Raw genomic sequence first — 24,308 nt, forward strand, 5'->3', positions numbered from 1 at the left:
GTACGGATTCGACGCGGCGGAGGTGTCAGGCGGCTGGTCGGGTCACGATGACCCGGACCGCGGTCGGGTCGAATCCGTTGCACGGGTTGTTGATCTGCGGGCAGTTGGAGATCAGCACCAGGGTGTCGGTCTCGGCGCGCAGCGCTAGGCGCTTTCCGGGCGCCGACAGTCCGTCGACGATGCCGAGAGACCCGTCGGGGTCGACCGGCACGTTCATGAAGAAGTTGACGTTGCCGACCAGGTCGGCCTTGCCCAGTCCGTGCCGGCTGCCCTCGATCAGGAAGTTCTCGACACACGCGTGCTGATGCTTGGTGTGGTGGCCGTAGCGGAGGGTGTTGGACTCCTGCGAGCACGCACCACCGACGGTGTCGTGGTTGCCGACCTCGTCGGCGACGATCGTCATCAGCGGGTCGCCCTCCTGGTCGCAGATGACGGTGCCGGTGGTCAGGAAGATGTTGCCCTGCGCGGCGATCGTGGCCTGCGCCGAGTAGCGCTTCGTGTGGTCGTCGGCACCGTAGAAGAGGGTGTCCACGGCCTGGTTGCCGTGTAGGTCGACGATGGTGAGCACGTCGCCGGCCGCGACGACACCCGACCAGGGGCCGCGTTCACCCACGGTGGCGTCGTGGACGACCGTGCCGGTGACGAGGGCGAGGCCGGCGGCGGGTGCCGCGGCGAGATCGATGGTGGCGGTCATGAGTGTTCGGTCCTCTCGGGATGGGGAGCTCAGAAACGAGCCGCGGCCCAGGCGTCTTCGGAGTTGGCGACGGCCCGTTGGTATTCGGGGTCGGTGTGTGCGACGCCGGCCAGCAGCGCATCGAGTTCGGCCTGGGCCTTCCACGCGAGCAACTCGAGCGAGGTGGTGTCGAAGGTCGGCGACGGGTCGACGGGGTGTGCGGTGTTCACGATCGCCACGACGCACGGCAGGTGCAGGATGAGGTCGACCGACTTGTCGGCACCGGCGGAACCGGTGGAGCGCAACGAGCCGTCGTCCTCGACCTTCACCCCGTGGAAGAACGACACCGAGGGTGCGACGTCGGTCGGCGTCAGGCCGTGCTTGGCGGCGGCGAGAGTGAACATCTCGCGTCCCGCCGGGGTTGCCGAATGTACATGTCCGTCGCCGTATTTCGCGATGTTGCCGGCGAGAGTGGTCGTGCCGCAGAGGGCGTCGTGATGGCCGGACTCGTCGGCGACGACGGTCGCCAGGACGCGTCCCTGATCACTCAGCAACGGATGTCCGGCGCCGAGATAGGCCTGCCACGGGACCTTCACCGTGTCGGCGACATTGAGCCGCTCCCACGGTGCGTCGGCGCGCCACAACAGGATGTGGGCGCAGGCCGAACCGGCGACGTCGTGCAGGCGCAGGCGCGTACCGCGGGCCAGGACCTTGCTGGTGTAGCGCCCACCGGGAACGGCCTCGGCCCAGGTCAGGGATGCGGGCTCGATGCCCGCGGGTGGGTTCGGCCAGTTCGACGCCGGGACGACCGGCATGCTGTCGGTGATACGGCCGGCCTGCGACCGGGCATGCTCGCGGGCTCCCGCGGTGGTCCCGGTGGCGGTGATGGTGGTCATTCTCGTGACTCCTCCGAGTTGTTCAGGAAGCGGGGAAGGTGACGGGCTTCGGATGTTCCTTGCCGCGTGGGAAACACGCGATCCCGACGAGGACGGTGACGGCGATGCAGATCGGTCCGGCCCAGCGCAGGATCGGCATCTCGCCCGCGGGATCGAAGACCTCGGCGCGTGGCCAGGCCAGGTTGATCACCATGAGCGCTCCGTAGAGCACCGCGAGAGCGTTGACGACGATCCCGAGGCGACCCAGGCTGAACAGCTTCTTGCCGCCGGCGTCGACGCCGCCCCGGTGCGGCCAGCCCTGGAACCGGCGGTAGAGCATCGGACCGGTGACCGCGAGGTAGGCCAGGTAGATCAGGATGATGCAGACGCTGGCGAGGGTCGCGAAGATCGCGGAGTTGCCCACGTTGACCAGCAGGATGCCGATGCAGAGCACACCGATGAGGATCGACGGCGCGATCGGGGTACCGGTGCGGCGGTTGACGTGGGACAGCTGCGCGGAGAACGGGAGCCGGCCGTCGCGGGCCATCGAGAACATCAGTCGCGAGCACGCGGTCTGGATGGCGAGGGTGCAGATGAAGATCGCCACCGCGACGTCGCACAGCAGGACCTTGCCCCAGAAGCTGCCGAGCACCGAATCCAGGACGTAGGGCAGTCCGCCGGTCGCGAGTTCCTCACCGAGCGTCGGCGCTGCCATGAGCGCACCGAGCAGCATCAGTCCACCGCCGACGGCGGAGACGGTCAGAGCCATCCGGATGGTGCGCGGTGCGACCCGTCGCGGGTCCCGGGTCTCCTCGGCGAGCTCGCCTGCGGAACCGAAGCCGACCATGACATATGCGGCCATCAGGCCGGACACGATGAACGCCCAGATGTAGCCGGGTTGCTGCCCGGGGACGCCGGTGTCGAAGACGACGTCGGGGCCGCGGCGGGCGTGGGTGAACAGCGCGAGGATCACCGCGGTGACGCCGACGAGTTCGCAGATGACGCCGATGCTGTTGACGCGGCTCATCCAGGTGACGCCGACACAGTTGATCGCGGTGACGATCACCAGGAGGATCGACCCGAGCAGCACCGCATTCGCCGCACCGCTGGTACTGGTGAGCGTCGGGTCGTCACCGACGATCTGGAAGCCCGTCCACACCGCAGGCAGGACCACCTGCAGTGCGATGGCCGCCGCGGCGGCGGTGACGATCTGCGCGATCATCATGAACCATCCACCGAACCAGCCGATGACCTCACCGCCCAGGCGCCGGGACCACTGGTAGATGGCACCCGAGATCGGGTACCGCGCAGCGATCTCCGCGAAGCACAGGGCCACCAGGAACTGGCCTGCGTAGACGATCGGCCAGGTCCAGAAGAACGCCGGTCCACCGAATCCGAAGCCGAGTCCGAAGAGCTGGAAGATCGTGGTCAGGATGGAGACGAACGAGAAGCCCGCGGCGAAGGAGGCGAATTTGCCGAGCGAGCGGTGCAGCTGCTGCTCGTAACCGAATTCGGAGAGGTCGTCGGCGTCGAGGTCGCCGGCCGGCGCGGTGGCCGGTGGCGCGACAGCCGTTTCCGGGGTTGAGGTCATGGTGCGTTCTTTCTTGTCGAGGAGCTCCTCGTCGAGCGCGAATCTGTCAGTTGACAGATAAGCGAACGCACATTTCTTGCGGTTGACAGTTTTGTTCCGACCGCGAAAACGGGCGTAACGAGTGCGTTAATCGATGCAGGTCGAGGTATCGCAACGGCCTCCGGAGTCGCTCACACATGGTCCACTGGGTCGAGAACATCCACCAACGCAGGAGGAATCATGGCGACCGGCACGCGCTCGGCCACCACATCCGGCGGTCCCGGGCGCCCACGCCTGGTGCCGTCGAGACGTCGGGGCGAGACCGCCCGCGACGAGATCCTCGACGCCGCCGCCGAGCTCTTCACGCGCCACGGCTACACCGGGACATCGACGCGGATGATCGCCGAGGCCGTGGGCATCCGTCAGGCATCGATGTACCACTACTTCGGCACCAAGGACGACATCCTCGCGAACCTGCTGGAGACGACCGTGCTCGCCTCGGTCGAACAGGCCCGCGCTCTGCTCGACACCGAGGGACCGGCGTTGGATCGGCTGCTCACACTGGCCCGGTTCGACGTGGAACAGCTCGCCCGCGCACGCTGGAACCTCGGCGCGCTCTATCTGCTACCCGAGGTGGGCGAACCCCGATTCGTCGAATTCCGCTCCGCGCGACAAGAACTCGCCGCCGCCTATGCGGCGCTGACGTCCGCGGCGCTGGGCGATCCGGCGGACAAGCGCTGTCTGCTGCCGTTCCGCCTCGTGGAGTCGGTCATCATGATGCGCGCCGACGAACAGCGCGGCGAGCTCGGCAGCCACACCGCCGAGGGTCTCGTCGGCACGATCGTCGGCGCGATCCGGATGCTGACCGAACACCGGCCCTGACCGGCCGACGGCCCAGCGGAGAGCAGAACGACCCTGGCGCAGTAGGTCACTGCGCCAGGGTCGTTGCTCTGGTCCGATCAGCAGCTGCCGACCACACCTCCCTGTAACGCGACCTCCGCCATCCGCAGCAGCGAACACGGCACCGCATCGCGACGGGCGGACTGGGCGGGCGCGATCCTCTTCACCGCCGGCGTCGGCGTCACGCGCCGAACCGCGGGCACCGGGGCCGACCGCGTGACGGCGGACACCGGGGTCAGCTGCCTGATGGCGGTCGCCGGTACCGGCGGGGCCACCTGGGCCGGAGCCCGGTCGAGAGAGACCGACGTCGGCTGGGGACGCGTGGCCGGCTTCCGGTTGAGCGGCACCTTCCACCCCTTGTCGTAACCGTGCGCCGCTCCGATGGCGACACCGGCCGCGACTGCCGGCAGCGCGACCAGAGTGGCGACGACAGCGGTCCCGACCAGCGGACCCACGACGAGACCGGTAGGCCAAAGCGGAAGTGTGAGAACGAGTCCGAGTCCACCACCGACCACACCGCCGACGGCCAAGGCCAGCGGAGCCGCGACACCGGCGCCGATCACACCACCGACCGCGGCGTCGCCGACCATCTGTTCGGCGACCTTGTCCGCACGAGCCACCGAAACCCCGTTGCTGCGCAGGACGTCGGAGATACCCGCCACGAGTTCACCCGAGCCGGCACTGATGTCCCCGGCCAGCTGCCGGGACACGACGCTGGGGCGACGTAGCTCGAGATTGCCGATACGCACGACGTCACCGGTTCCGGCCGCTCGATCGGCGACCCGACGGGCGGGCCCCAGCGGCGTCGGATGCACCGACACATCACCCGGCAGAACCCGCGGCCAGGTCGACGTCACGACCGACTCCTGGTTCCCGCCAACGGCCTTCGACACCACCACCTGGGACACCGGACGAAGGTCCGGCAACCTCCCGATCGGCGGGGCCCCGGCGAGAATCCCCGCCGGGGCGAGGTCCGGTGTCGGCGGCCCGGCCCCTGGAGTGGCTGCGTCGGCAGGTGCGGTCACCGCGAACGACGCGGCCATCGCACATCCCAACAGTACGACCGCTGGGCGTCGAACGCGCAAGCCCTGGAAGCGCATTCGGTGTAGCTCGGTCGAAGTCCCTGACCTGCTCATGGACTACCTCATTTCTGGATGGTGAATCTCCCCTTGTTGAAAAACGCTAGACCCGGAACGGCCGTCCTCGTGGCCGTTTTCGCGAGTCATGTATTCGTCGAGAATCGCGGCGATCCGGATGATCGCCTCGTTCTCGGTCATCCCGAGGTGGTGCACGTCGACGTCGACGTTCGAGATGTTCCCGCGGACATACGGTGCCCATCCGTCGTGCCCCACCGCGTCCGCACGACGGTCGCGGACCGCGGTGAAGTACCGCAGGTCGACGTCGACGACGGGTGGCTGCCAGTCCCCGGTCGCCCGGATCAGCATGTTGTACGCCTCGGTGAGGTTCTCGATGGATTCGGCGTCGATGCCGAGTCCGCCGCCGAGACGCGCGGCGATCTGTTCGGCCGCCTCCTCCGCGGTCGCGTCGGCGCTGACGAAGTCGATGCCGAGGACCGGTCCGAGGTTGCTGATGAGTTCACCGGCCGTGATGGTGGTGATCGCCTCGGTGTCGACCGCGTCGGCCTCGGTGTCGAGCATCGCGAGCAGCGCGACCTCTTCCCCTGCTGCCCGCATCTCCGCGGCGACCGCGTGCGCGATCGTGCCGCCCAGCGACCACCCCATCAGGTGGTACGGCCCGTGCGGCTGCACGGTGCGGATCTCGTCGAAGTAGCGGCGGGCGAGCCCGGCCACGGTTGTGGGACCGTCCTTCTCGCCACCGATCTGTGGTGCCTGCAGGCCGTACACCGGTCGTCCGGACGCGAGGTGCCGGCCGAGGGTGTGATAGGCCCACGAGAGCCCGGACGCGGGATGAACGCAGAACAGGGGCGGCCTCTCACCGCCCGGCCGGATCGGCAGCAGGACGTCGAACCCCAGCGGTGGCAGCGCGTCGAGTTCCATGGATTCGCCGGTGCCTTCGCCGTTGCCCATCCCGTCCTCGATCCGCCGGGCCAGATCGGCCGGACTCGACGCCGACAGCATCCACCGGACGGGGATGTCCATGTGCAGTTCGCTCTTCAGGTCGTTGACCACCTGGACCGACCGCAGCGAGTTGCCGCCGAGTTCGTAGAAGTCGTCGTCGACCCCCACCCGTGGCACCCCCAGGACGTGTTCGAAGGTGCGGACAATCTCACCTTCCAGCCAGGTCGACGGCTCGCGGAACTCCGCGGTGTTCAGCGCCGGCTTCGGCAGGCGCTTGCGGTCGAGCTTGCCCGACGCGGTCAGCGGCACCGTGTCCAGCACCAGCACCGCGGTGGGCATCATGTACCCCGGCAGTTCCGTCGACGCGTAGGCCGTCACCTCGTCGGTGTCGAAGTCGGCGGCGTCCGGGGAGTCGATGCCCGGGGTCGCGGGCACCAGGTAGACCGCGAGGAACTCGACGGTGTCGGTCGAGGTGACCGTGGCGACCGCGCGGGCGACCTTCGGGTGTTCGGCGAACACCGCCTCGATCTCCCCGAGCTCGATTCGCAGGCCACGCAGCTTCACCTGGAAGTCGCTGCGGCCCAGGTACTCCAGATCCCCGCTCGGCCGGCGGCGCACGAGGTCGCCGGTGCGGTACATCCGCTCCCCCGGCGCGAACGGGTCGGGTACGAAGCGTTCCGCGGTCAGGCCGGCTCGTCCGTGATAGCCACGAGCCACCTGGGTCCCGGACAGATACAGATCGCCGGTGACGCCCGTCGGTACGGGCTGCAACCGCGAATCGAGAACGTAGGCACGGGCATTCCACACCGGCTTGCCCATCGGCACGGCCCCGGTGTCGTCGGGATGCGCGGCATACGCGGTGGCGTGCACCGTGAACTCCGTCGGACCGTAGAGATTGTGCAGTTCCACCCCGGGCAGCATCCGCCGCGCCGCGGCGACCACGTCCGGGCCGAAGGCCTCGCCCGCCACGAGGAGCGCCCGCAGCGAATCCAACGAGCCGGTGGTCGCGGCGCCCGCGAACACCGCCAGCATCGAGGGCACGAACGAGGTGATGGTCACGCGCTCCCGGGCGATCGTGTCGGCGAGGTAGTCGGTGTCGGTGTGTCCGTCCGACCGCGCGATCACGAGGCGCGCTCCCACCGCGAGGGTGGCGAACAGCTCCCACACCGAGACGTCGAACGTGGCCGGCGTCTTCTGGAGGACGACGTCGGTGACGTTCAGCTCGTACTCGTCGCTGATCCAGAGAACCTGGTTCACCACCGAACGGTGCGACACGGCGACGCCCTTCGGCCTTCCGGTGGAACCGGAGGTGAACAGGACGTAGGCGAGATGGTCCGGTGTCAGCCGACCGAGCCGGTCGTCGTCGGTCAGCGGCGCATCGTCGAAGGCGTCGAGTTCGACGCCGTCGAGCGATGTCAGGACCACGACCGGGTCGGCGCACTCCAGCATGTAGTCGATCCGCTCGGCCGGATGATCGGGATCGACCGGGACGTACGCTCCACCGGCGGCGTGCACCGCGTACATCGCGGTCACCTGGTCCAGCGAACGCCGCATCCGCAGCGCCACCAGTGAATCCGGGCCGACCCCGCGGGAGACGAGCCACCGGGCCAGCCGGTTGACGCGGCCGGCGAACTCCGCGTAGGTCAGGACGGTCTCGCCGGCGGTGATCGCCGGGCTGTCGGCGAACCGGACCGCGGAATCGGCGAAGAGCGACGCCAGCGTCGCCGTCGGATCGATCGCGTGGGCGGTCTCGTTGCACCGCACCAGGACCGCGTCCCGTTCCGAGTCGTCGAGCAGGTCGACCTCGTGCACTCCTCGCGCGGGATCCTCGGCGAGCGCGGTGAGCATCCGCATCAGGCGTTCGCCGAAGCCGGCGACCGTCGATGCGTCGAAGAGGTCGGTGGCGAAGGTGATCCCGCCTCGGAGACCGGCCGGCGCGCCGCTCGCGTCGTAGGTGTCCGACACCGTCACCTGCAGGTCGAACAGCGACATCCCGGTGTCCGGCTCGACGGCGGACGCCGACAGCTCCGGTAGTTCGATGTCTGCCGAGGCGGTGTTCTGGAACGCGAGCATCACCTGGAACAGCGGGTTGTAGGCGTCGGACCGGACCGGGTTGAGCTCCTGGACGAGTCGCTCGAAGGGGACGTCCGAGTGGCCGAAGGCCGCCAGATCGGTGTCTCGTACGTCGTCGATCAGTTCCCGCAACGACATGCCCGGCCGCAGCTGTGTGCGGAGGACCAGGGTGTTGACGAACATGCCGATCAGATCGTCGAGTTCGCGCTCGCCTCGCCCGGCGTACGGGGTGCCGATCGACACGTCGTCGGTCGCCGCGAGCCGGGCCAGGAGTGCCGCCAGCGCCGCGTGGAAGACCATGAACAGCGTGGTGTTGTGGGCACGCGCGACCTGCTGCAGCGCGGCGTGCAGATCGGCGTCGACGGTCAGCGGCACGTTGCCGCCGGTGTAGGACTGTGTCGGCGGCCGCGTGCGGTCGGCGGGCAGTTCGAGCAGCGCAGGCGCGTCGGCCAGCTGCCTGGTCCAGTAGTCGATCTGCGCATGCAGGAGCGAGTCGGGGTCATCGGCTGCACCGAGGACCACCCGCTGCCAGAGCGCGTAGTCCGCGTACTGCACCGGCAGCGGTTCCCAACCGGGTTCCCCACCGTTCGTGCGGACCGCATACGCGTTCATCAGATCGCGGGCGAGCGGCGTCAACGACGAACCGTCGGCACCGATGTGATGGATGACGACCGCGAGCACCCACTCGTCGTCGCCGAGCGAGAACAGGCTGATCCGCACCGGGACCTCCGACGTCACGTCGAAGGGCCTGGCCAGCAGCCGGGACATCGCCTGCGGCATCTCCGATTCGGGAACCGACGTGACGACCACCGGGACACGGTCACCGGTGGGCGGCAGGATCACCTGCGTGGGTTCGGCATCCACGTAGGGGTAGACCGTGCGCAGGATCTCGTGACGGTCGACGACGTCTCCGACGGCCGACCGGAGGGCGTCGACGTCGAGGCGTCCGGACAGCCGTACGACGATCGGGATGCTGTACGCCGGCGAGTCGGGTTCGATCCGGCTGAGGAACCACATCCGCTGCTGCGCGTACGAGAGCGGGATGCGTGCGGGTCGTTCCAGCGATCCCAACGGGATCCGGCCGATGGCCGTGTGGGATTCGGCCCGTGCCGCCAGCTTCGACACCGTCGACGCCTCGAAGATCATCGACACGCCGACGTTGGTGCCCAGGGCCGCGCCGATCCTCGACACGACACGGGTCGCGGCGAGACTGTTGCCGCCGAGGTCGAAGAAGTCGTCGTCGGCACCGACCCCGCCCTCGATCCCGAGGACCTCGGCGAAGACCCCCGCGACGATCTCCTCCACCGGGGACGCCGGGGCGCGGAATCGCCGGGTGGTGATCAGCGGTGCGGGAAGGGCCTTGCGGTCGAGTTTCCCGCTCGGCGTCAACGGGATCTCGTCCAGAACCATGACCGCGGCCGGGACCATGTACGGCGGCAGCGAGTCCAGGAGGAGGGCACGCAGCTTCTCGCCCGAGACCACCTCACCGGGAGTGGGCACCACATAGGAGACCAGCCGCATGCCGACCCCGCTGTCGCGGCGCGGCACCGTCACCGCGAACGACACCCCGGGGTGCTCCCCCAGCGTGGCGTCGATCTCGCCGAGCTCCACCCGGAAGCCGTGGATCTTGACCTGGAAATCGTTGCGTCCCAGGAACTCCAACGATCCGGCGGCATTCCAGCGGACGACGTCACCGGTGCGGTACATCCGCTCCCCGGCCCGACCGTGGGGATGGGCCACGTAACGCGATGCCGAGACGCCGGGCCGGTTCAGATAGCCACGGGCCAGCGCCGGACCGGCCAGGTAGAGTTCGCCTGCCACGCCGACCGGGACGGGCTGCATCCGCGCGTCCAGGACCAGGGCCTGCATCCCGGCCATCGGGGTACCGATCGTCGACCGTTCCCCCGCCTTCAGCGGCTCGGTCGCAGTGGCGACGATCGTGGCCTCGGTGGGGCCGTACAGCACTCGGAATCGGCGTGCGCGGGCCGGATCGTCGCCCACCCACCGGGTGATCAGGTCCGTCGGCACCTCGTCGCCGCCGGACATCACCTCTCGCAGGTCGTCGAGACCCGCGGGATCGACCGACGCCAGCGCCGCGGGGGTCACGAACGCGTGGGTGACGCGTCGGCTGCGGAGGAAGTCGCCGAGTTCGCTGCCGCCTCGTACGTCGGTCGGCGCCACCACGAGTGCCGACGACGAACTGATCGCCAGCAGGATCTCGAGCAGGGATGCGTCGAAGGACGGCGAGGCGAAATGCAGGACCCGGGAGTCGGGTCCGCTCGCGGGATCGACGAACAGCGAGGACAGATAGTCGGCGACCCCGGCGTGGGTGACCGCGACGCCCTTGGGCACCCCGGTCGATCCGGACGTGAACACGACCCAGGCCGTGTTCGCTGCGCGCACCGGCCGGATCCGTTCGGCCTGTCCGACCTCGCCGTCGTCCAGCGCGTCGATGCGCGCGGCGTCGGCGGGATCGTCCGCGACGACCCAGTCGATCGTCCCGGGTAGTCCGGCGCGTGCGCCGAGCGTCGTGATACCCAGCGTCGCACCGGAATCGGTGACCATCTGACCGATCCGGGCGGTCGGGTAGTGCGGGTCGACCGGCACGTAGGCGGCGCCGGACTTGACCACGGCCCACCAGGCGATGACGGAGTCCAGGGACCTCTCGACCGCGACGGCGACCGGCTGTTCGGGTGCCGTACCCCGTCGGATGAGGTGCCGTGCCAATCGATTCGAGCGTCGGTCGAGTTCGGCGTAGGACAGCTCGACGCCACCGGCGACCACCGCCGGCCCGTGCGGGTTCCGCCGAACCGCAGCGGCGAAGACCTCCGGCAGGAGTACCGATGAGGGCGGCGCCTGGTCACCGGGGAGCCGCGGCCGTCCGACACGGGAGAGCAGGTCGGTGCGTTCCGCGGAGTCGAGCCAGTCGATCTCGCCGACGGGTGTCTCCGGATCGTCGACGATCGCTTCCAGTATCCGGCACAGACGCTTGACGAAGCCCTGGACCGTCTCCGGGTCGAAGAGGTCGTGCGCGAACATCATCGCGCCCGAGATGCCCTTCGCCGCACCGTTCTCGCCGTAGGCGTCGGCGACCACGAGCTGTAGGTCGAACTGGCAGACACCGGTGTCGGCCTGCACCCGCGACACGGTCACCTCGGGCAGTTGCACGTCGACCTTGGAGAGGTTCTGGAAGGCGAGCGCCACCTGGAACAACGGGTGGTGTGCGGTCGAGCGTTGTGGGTTCAGCTCCTCGACGATCCGCTCGAACGGGACGTCGCCGTGCTCGTAGGCATGCAGGTCGGTGTCCCTGACCTCGCCGAGAAGTCCGGCGAAGGACTGATCGCGGTCGAGGGATGTGCGCAGCGCGAGCGTGTTCACGAACATGCCGACGAGCGGTTCGAGTCCCGGCTCGCCGCGGCCGGCGACGGGGGTCCCGACGACGATGTCGTCGCCACCGCTCAAGCGGCCGAGAAGCGTGGCCAGCGCGGCGTGCAGGACCATGAACAGCGACGCGTTCCGCGATCGCGCCAGTTCCAGCAGGCGGCCGTGGAGCCGGGCGTCGATCTCCACCGGGACGTGGCCGCCGGACAGACTCGCCACCGCAGGTCGCGGACGGTCGGTGGGGAGATCCAGCACATCCGGGATCTCGGCCAGCGTCGACCGCCAGTAGTCCAGCTGCGCGTGCATGAGGGACTGCGGATCGTCGGGCTCACCGAGCACCCGACGCTGCCAGAGCGCGTAGTCGGCGTACTGGACCTCGAGCGGTTCCCAGGCCGGTTCCTGTCCGGCGAGCCGGGCTGCGTAGGCGGACATCACATCCCGTGCCAGCGGCGCCATGGACTGTCCGTCACCTGCGATGTGGTGCACGACCAGGATCAGCAGGAACTCTCCGGCCTGGTCCAGGAAGGGACCGCCGACCGCGGTGCCGGGCTCGCCGATGCGCAGGAGTCCCACGCGGATCGGCACCCTCGTGGTCACGTCGAAGCCGCGACGTACGAACTCGCCCACCGCGTCTTCGACGGCGCTCTCGGGCACGTACCGGATCTCCACCGCTGCTGCCACGTGGTCGAGCACCAGCTGGTGCGGCTCACCGGCGTCGTCCGGGTAGATCGTCCGCAACACCTCGTGCCGGCCGATCACGTCGGCGAGCGCATCCTCCAGCGCCGCGATGTCGAGGTGTCCGGCCAGCTTCAGGATCACCGGGATGTTGTACGCGGGTGATTCCGGCTCCATCCGGTTCAGGAACCACATGCGCTGCTGCGCCAGCGACAGCGGGAGGCGCTCCGGTCGCGGGCCCGGGATCAGCGGTGCCCGCTGTCCTTCGTGCAGCGATCCGGCGAGCGCGGCCAGGCTCGACACGGTGGGCGCCTCGAACAGGGCGCGCACCGGGACACGGACGCCCAACGCCGCACCCACTCGCGCGGCGACCACCGACGCGCTCAGCGAATCGCCGCCGAGGGCGAAGAAGTCGTCGTCGGCACCGACCCGAGCGATGTCCAGGACTTCCTCGAAGGCGGTGGCCACCGCGGACTCCGCGGGATTCGACGGTGCCCGGAACTCCGTTGCGGCGAACACCGGTGCGGGCAACCGGCTCCGGTCCAGCTTGCCGGTCTGTGTGCGCGGGACCTCGTCGAGTACGACGACCGCGGCCGGGACCATGTATGCGGGCAGCCGCTGCGACAGCGACTCCCGCAGGTCGTCGCCGGAGCACTCCGCACCCGGTACCGGCACGACGTAGGACACCAGCGTCCGCGGCATCCCGTTGTCACTGCGGGCGATTGTGGCTGCGTACGCCACGTCCGAGCGACCGCCGAGGAGCGCGTCGATTTCCCCGACCTCGATCCGGGTACCGCGGATCTTGACCTGGAAATCGTTGCGTCCCAGGAACTCCAGCTGGTTGTCGACGGTGCGCCGGACCAGGTCGCCGGTCCGGTACATCCGGTCGCCGGTGTCACCGAACGGGCACGCGACGAACCGGGCCGCGGTCGTCGTCGCGTTCCCGACATAGCCGTCGGCCAGTCCGGGTCCGAACAGGTACAGCTCGCCGACGACGCCCTGGGGCACCGGGCGCATCCAGGTGTCGAGCACGGCTGCGGCGACCGGACCGACCGCGCGGCCGATCGTCACCCGGCCACCCGGTTCGAGCGGTTCGCTGGCCGTGGCCCAGATGGTGGATTCGGTGGGGCCGTAGAGGTTGATCATGGCGCGTCCCGGCGCCCACCGCGCGATCAGCTCGGGGCCGACGGCCTCGCCGGCGGTCGCGAGGACACGCAGCGTGTCGAGTCCCGCATCGGGCACGGTCGCCAGAGCCGAGGGCGTCACCACCACGTGGGAGACATGTTCCCGACGGATCAGCTCGGCGAGTTCGGGGCCGCCGTAGACATCCGGCGGCGAGACGACGAGGCGCCCACCGGAACCGTGCGCCATCAGCATCTCGAAGACCGAGGCGTCGAAGCTCGGTGAGGCCACCTGCAGAACGCTCGACGTGGCATCGCAGTCGAGGATGCGATGCTGTGCGTCGACGAGCCGCGCCAGGCCGCGGTGGCTGACCAGCACGCCCTTCGGCGTGCCGGTCGAACCGGAGGTGTAGATCACGTAGGCGGTCTGTGCGATCCGGATCGGACCGCCCCGCTCCACATCGCTGATCGGCTCGGCGGCTTCGGCGTCGAGCATGCACAGGTGCCGTTCGTCGTCGAGTTCGAGCCACTCGACGCCGGGGGGCACGCCGGGACCGTCCAGGGTAGCGGTCCCGGCGTGCGTGAGACCCAGCCTGACATCGGCATCGGAGAGCAGGTATCCGATCCGTTCAGCAGGCAGGGTCGGGTCCACCGGCAGGAATGCCGCACCCGTCTTGGCCACCGCCCAGAGGGCGACGACCGCGTCGAGCGATCTCGGCAACACACAGGCGACCACGTCGTGCGACCGGACTCCTTGGCGCAACAGGAATCTGGCCATTCGGTTCGACCGCTCGTCGAGCCAGCGGTACGACACCGACGCGCCACACGTCACCGCGATCGCGTCGGGGTGGCGGGCGACGGATGCGGCGAGGATGTCGGGCAACGTCTCCGGGTGGTGACCCCGCAGCGGCGCCGGCCGATCCCGCTCGCCGCCGACATGCGCGAGCATGCCCAGGCGCGCGTCGGGGTCGTCGGCGATCCGGGACAGGCACTCGACGAAGAGGTCGACGATCTCCCGCGCCCGGCTGGGGTCGAAATCGTCACGGCGGAAGCGAAGGGTGATGGACAGGCCCGGTTCGCCCTCCCCCGCATCGTTTTTCGGTGCCACGACCAGACTCAGGGGGTACGGGGTGGCGTCGACGCCGGTGAGCCCGTCGACGCGGAGACCCGCCGACGAGACGAGTTCCTGCAGGCTCGACTCGCGCAGGGGGAAGGACTGGAAGGCGAGCGCGGTGTCGAACATGTCGGCCAGCCCCACCGCGCGGTGGATGGCGGGAAGGCCCACGTAGTGGTGGTCGAGCAGTTCGGCGTTGTGGTCCTGGGCCTCGACCAGCAACTCCCGCAACGACGTCGAGGGATCGAGCCGGACCCGGACCGGGACGGTGTTCAGGAACATCCCGAGGGCCTGGCCGACCCCCGGCAGTTCCGGCGGGCGTCCGGCGACGGCCGAACCGAGGATCACGTCGGTCTCACCGGTCAGCACACGCAGGACGAGTGCCCATGCCGTGGACACCGCGGTACCGACGGTCACCGCGGAATCGGCGGCCACGGAGCGCAAACGCAGGAACTCCTGTGCGGGCAACTCCGCGCCGACCTCGCCGGCCCGATCTCCCGACATCGCGGCACCGTTCCGGCTGACGCGGGTCGCCGCGTCGACGTCGGCGTAGGCCCGTGTCCACGCCGCGATGGACGCGTCGTGGTTCTGCTCGGCCAGCCAGCGCAGGTAGTCGCGGTAGGAGGGGGCCGAGCCGGCCGTGTCGATACGCTCCGGCTCGCCGTAGAACTCGAGGAGTTCACCGATGAGCAGCGGCATCGACCAACCGTCGAGGATCACGTGGTGATTGGTGATGTGCAGCGCGAACGCCTCGGCCTCGAGACGGACCAGGGTGAACCGGATCAGCGACGGGATGCTCAGGTCGAACCCCGCGGCGGCGTCCTCGGCGGCGATGCGTTCGGCTTCCTCCCGGGCCCGGTCGGCGGACCGGCCGGTGAGGTCGATCTCGCGGAAGGCGACGTCGGTGTGCCCGACCACGACCTGGCGTGGGCCCCGGGAGGTCTCGACGAAACCGGCGCGCAAGATGTCGTGACGGTCGACGAGCGCCTGTGCGGCACGACGCAACCGCGCGCCGTCGAGGTACCCCGACAGCCGGATCGTCGACTGCACGGTGTAGTTGTCCGAAGCGTCGGGATCGAGCGTGGAATGGAAGTGGATGCCGGCCTGCGTGGGCGACAGCGGCCAGATCTCGGCCAGATCCGGGTAGCGATGGTGGAGGAGCTCCGCATCGGAGTCGCAGACATCCCCGAAGTCGTTGTCGGAGAGCGCATCGCGGTTCTCCAGAGGTGCGACGTCGGTCTCGACTGCTCGAGCGGGGTCGCCGGACTCGGGGCCGTCGAGGTCGGCGAGGGCCGCCAGCGCGGCGACCGTCTTCGCCTCGAAGACCTGGCGGCCGGTGATCGTCAGTCCGACCGACTTCGCCAGTGCCACGAGCTGCATCGAGACGATGCTGTCGCCGCCGAGGGCGAAGAAATTGTCGTCGGCGGTCACCGTGTCGACGTCCAAGACCTCGGCGAACAGCCGGGCGACGAGCTTCTCGGTGGGGGTTGACGGCTCTCGACCGCCGGCGCTCTCGGCGCGGAAGTCCCACGCGGGGAGCGCCTTCTGATCAACCTTGCCGGTGCGGGTGACCGGCATCGCCGGCAACTCGAGGATGACGGTCGGCACCATGTAGCGCGGCAGGGATTCCGCGAGGTCCGTGCGCAGCGCGGTCACGTCGAGCTGCTCCCCCGGCGTGCCGACCACATAGGACACGATGACCGGCCGGCCCGCCGGTCCCGGCTGGACCAGGGTGACGGCCTGCGCGACCGCGTCGTGCCGCGCGAGATGTGCGTCGATCTCGCCGGTCTCGATACGCAGACCGTGGATCTTGACCTGCTGGTCGTTGCGTCCCAGATAGTCCAGTTCGAGTCCGCCGCGTCCTCGGATCCACCGCACCTGGTCACCGGTGCGGTAGATGCGCTCGCCGGTCGCCGACCGGGGATCGGCGACGAACCGGGATGCGGTGAGGTCGGGACGGTCGAAGTACCCGCGGGCCAGACCCGGTCCGCCCAGGTACAGTTCGCCGGACACGCCGACCGGCACCGGCCGCAGCCATGCGTCGAGCACCACCGCAGACACCCCGCGGACCGGCCCGCCGATGGTCACCGGTTGTCCGGGCTGCAGGTCGTCGGCCGCGGTGGCCCAGATCGTGCATTCGGTGGGGCCGTAGTGGTTCATCAGCCGGCGTCCGGGGGCCCAACGGTTCACGATGTCCGCGCCGGTCGCCTCCCCGACCACCGCGATCGTCGTGAGCGACGGCACGCGTGCGGGGTCCATGGTGTTGAGGGCGGTCGGGGTGATGATCGCGCACAAGATCTCCTCGGTCCGCACCAGTTCCTCGAGATCGGTTCCGCCGTAGACGTCCTGGGGCGCCACCACCAGACATGCCCCGTTGCCGTGCGCGAGCAGCACCTCGGAGACGCAGGCGTCGAAGCCCGGAGACGACACCTGCAGCACTGCCGAACCCGGTTGCACGCCGAAGTAGTCGCCCAGTTCGGTGACCCGGTCTCGCAGGCCCCGGTGATCGATGTGGACCGCCTTCGGCCGTCCGGTCGATCCGGAAGTGAAGATCAGGTACGCACTGCTGTCGGCCTCCACCGTGGTCGTCGACCAGTCCGCTTCCGCCCCTTCGTCATCCGCCTGTCCGGCGGCGTCCAGAACGAGCCAGTCGACGGAATCCGGGAGGTTCTTCGTGACCTCTTCGACCGTGATGCCGAGCGTGCAGTGCGAGTCGGCCAGCAACTCGGCCAGGCGGTATGCGGGATTGCCGGGATCGAGGGCGACGAACGCTGCTCCCGACTTGGCCACCGCCCACATGGCGACGATCAGTTCGACCGACCGCGGGAGCGCCAGCGCGACGAACCCCTCGGGTCCGGCGCCGCGGCGCACGAGTTCACGGGCGACACGGTCGGCCCGTCGGTCGAGCTCCCGGTAGGTCAGCGTGCCCTCTCCCGAACGCACGGCCGGCATGTCGGGGTGGCGGCGCGCGGTGTCCGACAGGATGCCCCGGAGCGTCCGCGGTGTCATGGCCGGCGGACCCTCGACGCGGGACAGCGCGGCCCGTTCGGTGTCCCAGCAGGGAGAGACCGCCGCGACCTTCCGGCCCGGGTCCGCCGCGATCTGCCCCAGCAGCATCGCGAAACGTTCGAGCAGGAGTGACGCGCTCTGCGCGTCGAGACGATCGGCGGAGTACTTCAGGATCAGCTCGTAGCGGCCCGGATCGCCCGCCCCCCGTCCGGCGGTCACCGGTCGGGGCGGGGTGACCTGCAGGCTGACCGGATACGGGGTGGCGTCGTGCGCCACGATGCCCTTCCACCGCAACCCGGCATCCGCCAGGGCGCCCGCGACTCCCTCGGCGTCGATGGGATAGGACTCCAGAACCGTGGCGGTGTCGAAGATGTCGGCCATCCCCGCGGCGCGCTGGAGTTCGGCGAGCCCGATGTTGCGGTGCTCGAGCATGGTGGCCTGCTGGGCCTGCGCCCTGGTGAGCAACTCCGTGACGGTCTCGTCGGGATCGAGCCGGACCCGCACCGGCAGGGTGTTGATGAACAGGCCGATCATCCGCTCGATGCCCGCGATGTGCGCCGGCCGATCGGAGACCGTGTTGCCGAACACCACATCCGACCGACCGGTCATGGCGGAGAGCAGCAGTGCCCACGCCACCTGGATGGCGGTGTTCGGGGTGACGCCGTGGGCGCGGCCGAGTCCGAGCACCGCGTCGGTGGTGGCCACGTCGAGATCGAGGTCGACCTGCGCGACGTCGTCCGCGGCGACCCGGTCCGGGTTGCCGGTGAGTCGCGTCGGGCTCTCGATGTCGGCCAGCATCTCCTCCCACGCGGCCGTCGTCGCCTCATGGTCCTGAGAATCCAACCACTGCAGGTACTCCCGGAAGGACCGCGGTGCGGGCAGCCCGGCCGCTCCGCCGTCCGCCGAGTCGGCGATGTACAGCGCGAGCAGGTCGTGGACGAGCAGCGGCATCGACCAGCCGTCGAGCACGATGTGGTGGTTCGTCAGCAGGAGCAGGAACTCGTCGTCGTCGACGCGGATGAGGTGGAACCGCACCAGCGGCGGCTGCGACAGGTCGAAGGGGGTCGCCGACTCGGTGATCAGCCGGCGCAGCTCACGATGCCGCTCCTCGGCGTCGACGATGCCGGTGAGGTCGGAATCGGTCCAGTCGACGGGCACGTCGCGCAGCAGGATCTGGCGTGGACCGGAGCGGGTCTCGACGAAGGCGACCCGGAGACTGTCGTGGCGGTCGATGAGCGCCTGCGCCGCCTGCCGCATCCGTTCCGGCCGGACCGACCCGCCGAGGGTGACCTCTGCCTGCACGACGTAGCCGTCGGCGCCACTCATGCCTCCGGCGCTGTTCTTGGCGTCGATGCCGTCGAAGGTGGCGTGGAACAGGAGTCCGGCCTGCAGGGCGGTCAAGGGCCAGACGTCGACCATCGACGGGTGGTCGCGCAGCCAGCCGTCGATCTCCTCCTGGGTGGTCTCGACGAGCGGGAAGTCCGACGGGGTGTGACCGCCCACGTGATCGGCCTGCGCGAGTCGGGCGAAGGCCTCGAGAGCCTGCACCCACAGCTGCGACAGTTCTTCGGCCTCGGCGCGGTCGAGCACCAGCGAGGCGAATTCGAACACGGCGTCGAGTTCGAGTCCGTCCGGACCCGGCTCGGCGATCGCGTTGATGTCCAGGATGGCCGGCAACGCCATCGACGGGTCGGCCGTCCCGGCCAGCGCGTCGAACTCGCGTGACGGCGTCCACGGTCCCACGAGATCCCGGGTGCCCGCGCGGCCCAGGTAGTTGAAGCTGATCTGCGGTTCGGGACGGTTCTGGAGTTCGTTGCAGCCCACCGGGTCCAGGTGCCGGACCATGCCGTAGCCGATGCCGTTGTCGGGCACCGCGCGCAGTTGTTCCTTCACCCGCTTGATCGCCGCGCCGGCGGCTGCCCCGCCGGCGAAGGCGTCGTCCAGATCGATGCCGGCCAGGTCCAGGCGGACCGGGAAGCGAGAGGTGAACCAACCGACGGTCGCGGTCAGGTCGGCACCGGGGACCGCGGACTCCTCACGACCGTGCCCCTCGAGCGCGATCAGTTCGCTGCCCGATGCCTCACCGCGCAGAGACCGCCAGCGTGCCAGCGCGAGTGCCAGGGCGGCGAGCAGCGGGTCGTTGGGGCTGCCGTGGAACCGGCCGGGGATGGTGGTGACGACCGACTCGGTGACGTCGGCGGGTAGGCGCACACGCACGCGTTCCGCGGTGGCGGTGACGTCGCGATCGGGGTCCAGCGCGCGGGCACCCAGCGGACGGTCACCGGCCGCGAGGATGTCCGACCACAGGTCGAGTTCGGCGGCGGTACGGCCGGAGGACCGTTCGACCAGGCCGTGGACCCAGCGCCGCACGGAGGTCGTCCGCGGGCTGAGCTGCGGGTCGGCGCCCGCCGCGATCTGACCGTGGGCGATCGCGAGGTCGCCCAGGAGGATTCGCCACGACACCCCGTCGACGGCAAGGTGGTGGATGACGAGCCACAACAGATCCGGCTTCGCACCGCCACGGTCCCGCATCCACACGAAACGCGTCAGCAACCCGGCCGTCGGGTCGAGGAGATCGGCCGCGGCCTGCAGGTGTTGGTCGATCTCGTCGGCGTCGCGACGGTCGAGCCACACCTCGGCGAGCGTGGAGTCGACGTCGACCGAGCCCGGTTCCCGCACCTCGACGAACCTCTCGCCCGAGTGGACGTCGCGCAGTACCGCGCGCAGGATGTCGTGACGGTCGACGAGGGCGCCCAGTGCACGAACGAGGTCGGCGCGGTCGAGGTCGTCCGGGAGTTCGACGAGGGCGGCCTGGGCGAAACGGGAAATGTGCCCCCGGTCGAGCATCGCGTGCATGATCGGCGCCAGCGGGAACGATCCGACGCCCGCCCCGGGGAGTTCCTGCAGGGCGTCGTCGTCGGCTGAGTCGGTGGCCCGCACCGCCAGGGCCGCGACGGTCTTGCACTCGAACACGTCCTGGGTCGAGAACGCCAGTCCGGCGGCCTTGGCGCGGGCGACGAGCTCGATCGAGGAGATGCTGTCGCCGCCGAGGACGAAGAAGCTGTCGTCGGCGCCGACCTCGTCGACCCCGAGGACGTCGGAGAACAGCTGTGCCAGTCGGTATTCCCCGGGCGCCGACGGAGGCCGTCCGGTGCGCGCGGACGCGAAGACCGGAGCGGGTAGTGCCTTCCGGTCGACCTTGCCGAACGGGTTGAGCGGCAGGGCGTCCAGCGTGGTGATCACCGCCGGGACCATGTGCGGCGGAAGCGATTCGCGCGCGAATCGGCCCAGCTCCGGGACATCGATCCGGTGGTCGCGGACGGGCGTCACGTAGGACGCGAGGACGGTTGCGCCGGAGTTGTTGCGGACCGGCACGGTGATCGACGCCTCGACGTCCGGGTGACCGATGAGAACCGCGTCGATCTCGCCGGGCTCGATCCGGAACCCACGGATCTTCAGCTGGAAGTCGGTGCGTCCCAACAGTTCGAGCGACAGTGCAGAATCGTCTCCGACCCACCGTGCGAGATCGCCGGTGCGATACATCCGCTCCCCGGGCCGGCCGTGGGGGTTCGCGACGAAATGGTCCGCGGTCTGCGCGAACAGGTTCGCGTAGCCACGCGCAAGACCCGGTCCGGTCAGATACAACTCGCCCGCGGTGCCGACGGGGACCGGCTGCAACGCAGGGTCGAGGATCACCATCGACGCGCCGCGCACCGGCCGGCCGGCCGTCAGACCCTCGGGAGGGTCGAGGACCTTGCTTGCGGCGGTGATGGTCGCCTCGGTCGGTCCGTATTCGTTGATCATCCGCGCGCGCCGCGTCCAGAGTTCGACGATGCGCGGCGCGGTCTTGTCGCCGCCGACCATGACCGCCCGCAGATCGGTCAGCTCCTCGGGCTCGACCGTGGCCAGCATCGCCGGCGTCAACGTCAGGTGGGTGACACCCTCGTCGGCGAGCAGGCGTGTGAGCCGCTCGCCGCCGATCACGTCCGGCGGCACGACGATCAGCGCGGAACCGCTCGCGAAGCAGGTCAGCAGCTGTTCCATCGACGCGTCGAAGCTGGGCGAGAGCGCGTAGGACACCCGCGACTCCGGGTCGAGGCCGTAGGCCTCGGACCGGTCGGAGATCAGGTTCGCGAGTCCGTTGTGCGTGACCTGGACGCCCTTCGGCACACCCGTCGATCCCGAGGTGTAGGTCACGTAGGCGACGTTGTCCGCACGCAGCGGACGAATGCGGTCGCCGTCCCCGATCGCCGGGCCCGAGGCGAGGGCGGCCCCCTCCCCGAGACCGCCCTCCCCTCGGGATTCGTCCCCCCGGGAATCGTCACCGTCGACGAGCACCGTGGGCATCGACTCCGGGAGTCGATCGGTGAACTCGTCGGCGGAGATGGCCACCGCGGCGCCGCTGTCGGCGACGATGTGCTCGATTCGCTTGCGTGGGTAGTCCGGGTCCACCTGGACGATGGCAGACCCGGACTTCGCAACCGCCCACGCGGCGGCGACGGACTCGGCGGACCGTCGGAGAAGTATCGCGACCGACGTGTCCGGCCCGCAGCCCAGGGCGATCAGGCGGCGCGCCATCCGGGACGAGACGGCGTCCAGTTCCCGATAGGTCAGGCGGACTCCGTTCGACGAGATCGCGACCCGGTCGCCGTGACGAGCCACGCTCTCGGCGAGGATGTCCGGAAGAAGCCGCGGCGCAACACCTTCCGGACCACGAACGGGCAGAAGCGCAGCGCGTTCGTGATCGTCGAGCAGGTCGAGCAGACCCACCTGGCGCTCCGGCGGACCGCCGAGGAACTCGTGCAGGAACATCAGGAACCGGCGGTGGTGGTCGGCGAGTTCGGCAGCGGTGTAGACGTTGGGGTTTCCCTGGAAGTCGATGTGCGTGCTGTCGTGCCCCGCACCGGGATAGATGTTGACGAACAGATCCGAGGTGGGCCCGGACGTCAGCACGTGCAGGCGTCCCACCACGTCGCCGAACACGACCTCGCTGTCGACCATCATCAGGTTCACGGCCGGACCGAACGAGGACGCCTCGTCGCGGGCGATCCCCATGTCACGGAAGATGTCCTCCTGGCGGTACCGCTGCCGCCGGAGAGCGCTCAGCAGCTCGCCTTTCACGGCGGTGACGACCTCGCTGAGCGTGTGCCCCGCGACCGGGACCCGGAGCGGCACGACATTCGCCACCATGCCACCCGAGCGACGGAGGACGGCGGAATGCCGGCCCGAGACCGGCAGACCCAGAAGGACCTCGGGACTCCCGGTCATCCGGGCGAGGTAGGCGGCGAAGGCCGCGACGATCACCGGCGTGACCCCGCCGTCATGCGAGGCGTCGTCGAGGAGTCGGGCGGTCTCGTCGGGCAACGGGGTGCTCACGAGGGTCGGATGCAGCGTGGGCTTGCCGAGTCGGCCGGCGAGACTGACCACCGGCGGGGCACCCTCGAGGTGTTCGCTCCAGTACTTCCGGTCGTTCTCGTAGCGGGTCGAGCCGGGATATGACGCGTCCTGCTCGATGATGTCGGCGAGATCGCTTGCCGTGCAAGGCGGTGGGGCCTCGCCTCGGATGCCGGCGTTGTACCGCTCGGTGATGCGCCGGACCATCGTGACCGCCCCGAACCCGTCGAGGGCGATGTGGTGTGCACGCAGGTACCAGAAGTAGTGGTTCGTCCCCACCTGGTACACGATGCTCGTCATCAGATGGTCGACGAGCAGATCCAGAGGCCGCGAGTAGTCCTCCGACATCAGGCGATGTGCGGTCTCGACCGGGTCGGGCTCCCCGCGCAGATCGACGGTGTACACCGGGGCGCTGTGGGCCGCGTCGACGTACTGCCGCGGCTCGCCGTCGACCTCGATCAACCGCAGGTACCCGGAACCGAATTCTCGTCCGGTCGTCCGCGCGGCGTCTTCCAGCACACCGGTGTCGAGTTCACCTTCGATCTCCACGTACTGCGCCACCGAGATCGGCAGGTCACCTGCCACGTGCTGGGCGAACCAGATTCCCCGCTGCGCTGCGGACAGGGGCAGGGTGCCGACCCGTGACCGAGCGCCCGACTCATCGTCGAAGGTTGACTCGAAATTTCTCTCTGAGATGGTCAACGCGGCCTCCCCATGCGTCTTCATCGACTGCATTCGCCGGGCATGGGGGCAGAGCCCTGGCGGAATCTTCAGACCACAAATCGCCAATCCCGCGCCTGACACGAGACCGGGCAAAGTGGCCCCCCTGGATAGTTGTCGCCCCCTCGACAAGAACGGACCCTACTCTCGCGAAACTTTCCGCCACAACGATTTCCGCGAAGACAAACCGCCCGTTATGAACCAGGATGGCAAGGTCTCGAAATGATGACATTCGGCAATTGGTCCAATCGGATGACATTGCCCTGACCGCCTGTTATCCGCGCAGATTTCTGCATCTCCACTGCCGCAGAAACAGATTCGGATCCAGATTCACAAACCCGGGGGTACGGTCCCGAAACCGTTTGTCGGGGAGGTGGTTTCAGGCGACACCGGAAGACGGTTAATAAGCACAAATCGCCCAGAGTGCGCATATCGTCAATCTCATTAGATTGGGTAGCTAATGGGTATGAATAATTTGACTAACGACGCCGTGACCATTTCGATATTCAATCTCCACTTAGATTCTCAACCGCGACAGAAGGTCTCGATTCAGACGGTGTCGTTCCAGGAAACTACAACGACCCAGACGCATGTACATCTGCGGCAACCACATTGCCGCGCTGCTCCGTAGGACCTTTGTCACTCGGCGGGTGCCTTTGGTCATCACGCTGTCCCCCGTTCGGTTCACCGCGTGCCGACCGTTGCGCCGCAGTCGCCGAACCGGCCTCTACCGGGCAGGCACCGACCGCGTGCGCCAGACCCGG

At 69.2% G+C, this 24,308-nt stretch carries 6 protein-coding genes; 1 reads left to right on the plus strand and 5 read right to left on the minus strand.

All coding sequences use genetic code 11. The annotated features are described in order from the left end of the window. Positions 1-25 precede the first annotated feature (25 nt). Genes GAA2_RS18870 through GAA2_RS18880 form a run of 3 tightly spaced genes read right to left on the minus strand, consistent with a single transcriptional unit; the run spans position 26 to position 3,139 of the window. The gene (locus GAA2_RS18870; protein ID WP_191834512.1) at positions 26-694 is read right to left on the minus strand and encodes an urea amidolyase associated protein UAAP2; all 669 of its coding nucleotides are present in this window, start codon (positions 692-694) and stop codon (positions 26-28) included. 29 nt (positions 695-723) lie between these two features. Next, complete coding sequence (locus GAA2_RS18875; protein WP_006436942.1) at positions 724-1,569, minus strand: urea amidolyase associated protein UAAP1; 846 nt, start codon at positions 1,567-1,569, stop codon at positions 724-726. A 22-nt stretch (positions 1,570-1,591) separates the two neighbouring features. Further along, positions 1,592-3,139 (minus strand): amino acid permease, encoded by a 1,548-nt coding sequence (locus GAA2_RS18880; protein ID WP_159404976.1) that lies wholly within the window; start codon positions 3,137-3,139, stop codon positions 1,592-1,594. Between the two features lie 219 nt (positions 3,140-3,358). Here GAA2_RS18880 and GAA2_RS18885 point away from each other — a divergent pair, with 219 nt between their 5' ends. Beyond that, a complete protein-coding gene (locus GAA2_RS18885) occupies positions 3,359-4,000 on the plus strand; it encodes a TetR/AcrR family transcriptional regulator (protein ID WP_159404977.1) in 642 nt (213 codons plus the stop codon). Positions 4,001-4,077: 77 nt separating this feature from the next. Here the strand turns inward: GAA2_RS18885 and GAA2_RS18890 are convergent, their stop codons facing one another. Then, positions 4,078-5,061, minus strand: a complete 984-nt coding sequence (locus tag GAA2_RS18890; RefSeq protein WP_159404978.1) for a hypothetical protein — start codon at positions 5,059-5,061, stop codon at positions 4,078-4,080. Positions 5,062-5,157: 96 nt separating this feature from the next. Then, a complete protein-coding gene (locus tag GAA2_RS18895) occupies positions 5,158-23,526 on the minus strand; it encodes an amino acid adenylation domain-containing protein (protein ID WP_191834513.1) in 18,369 nt (6,122 codons plus the stop codon). Positions 23,527-24,308 lie beyond the last annotated feature (782 nt).

Source organism: Gordonia ajococcus (assembly GCF_012974285.1).
GTDB lineage: Bacteria > Actinomycetota > Actinomycetes > Mycobacteriales > Mycobacteriaceae > Gordonia > Gordonia amicalis.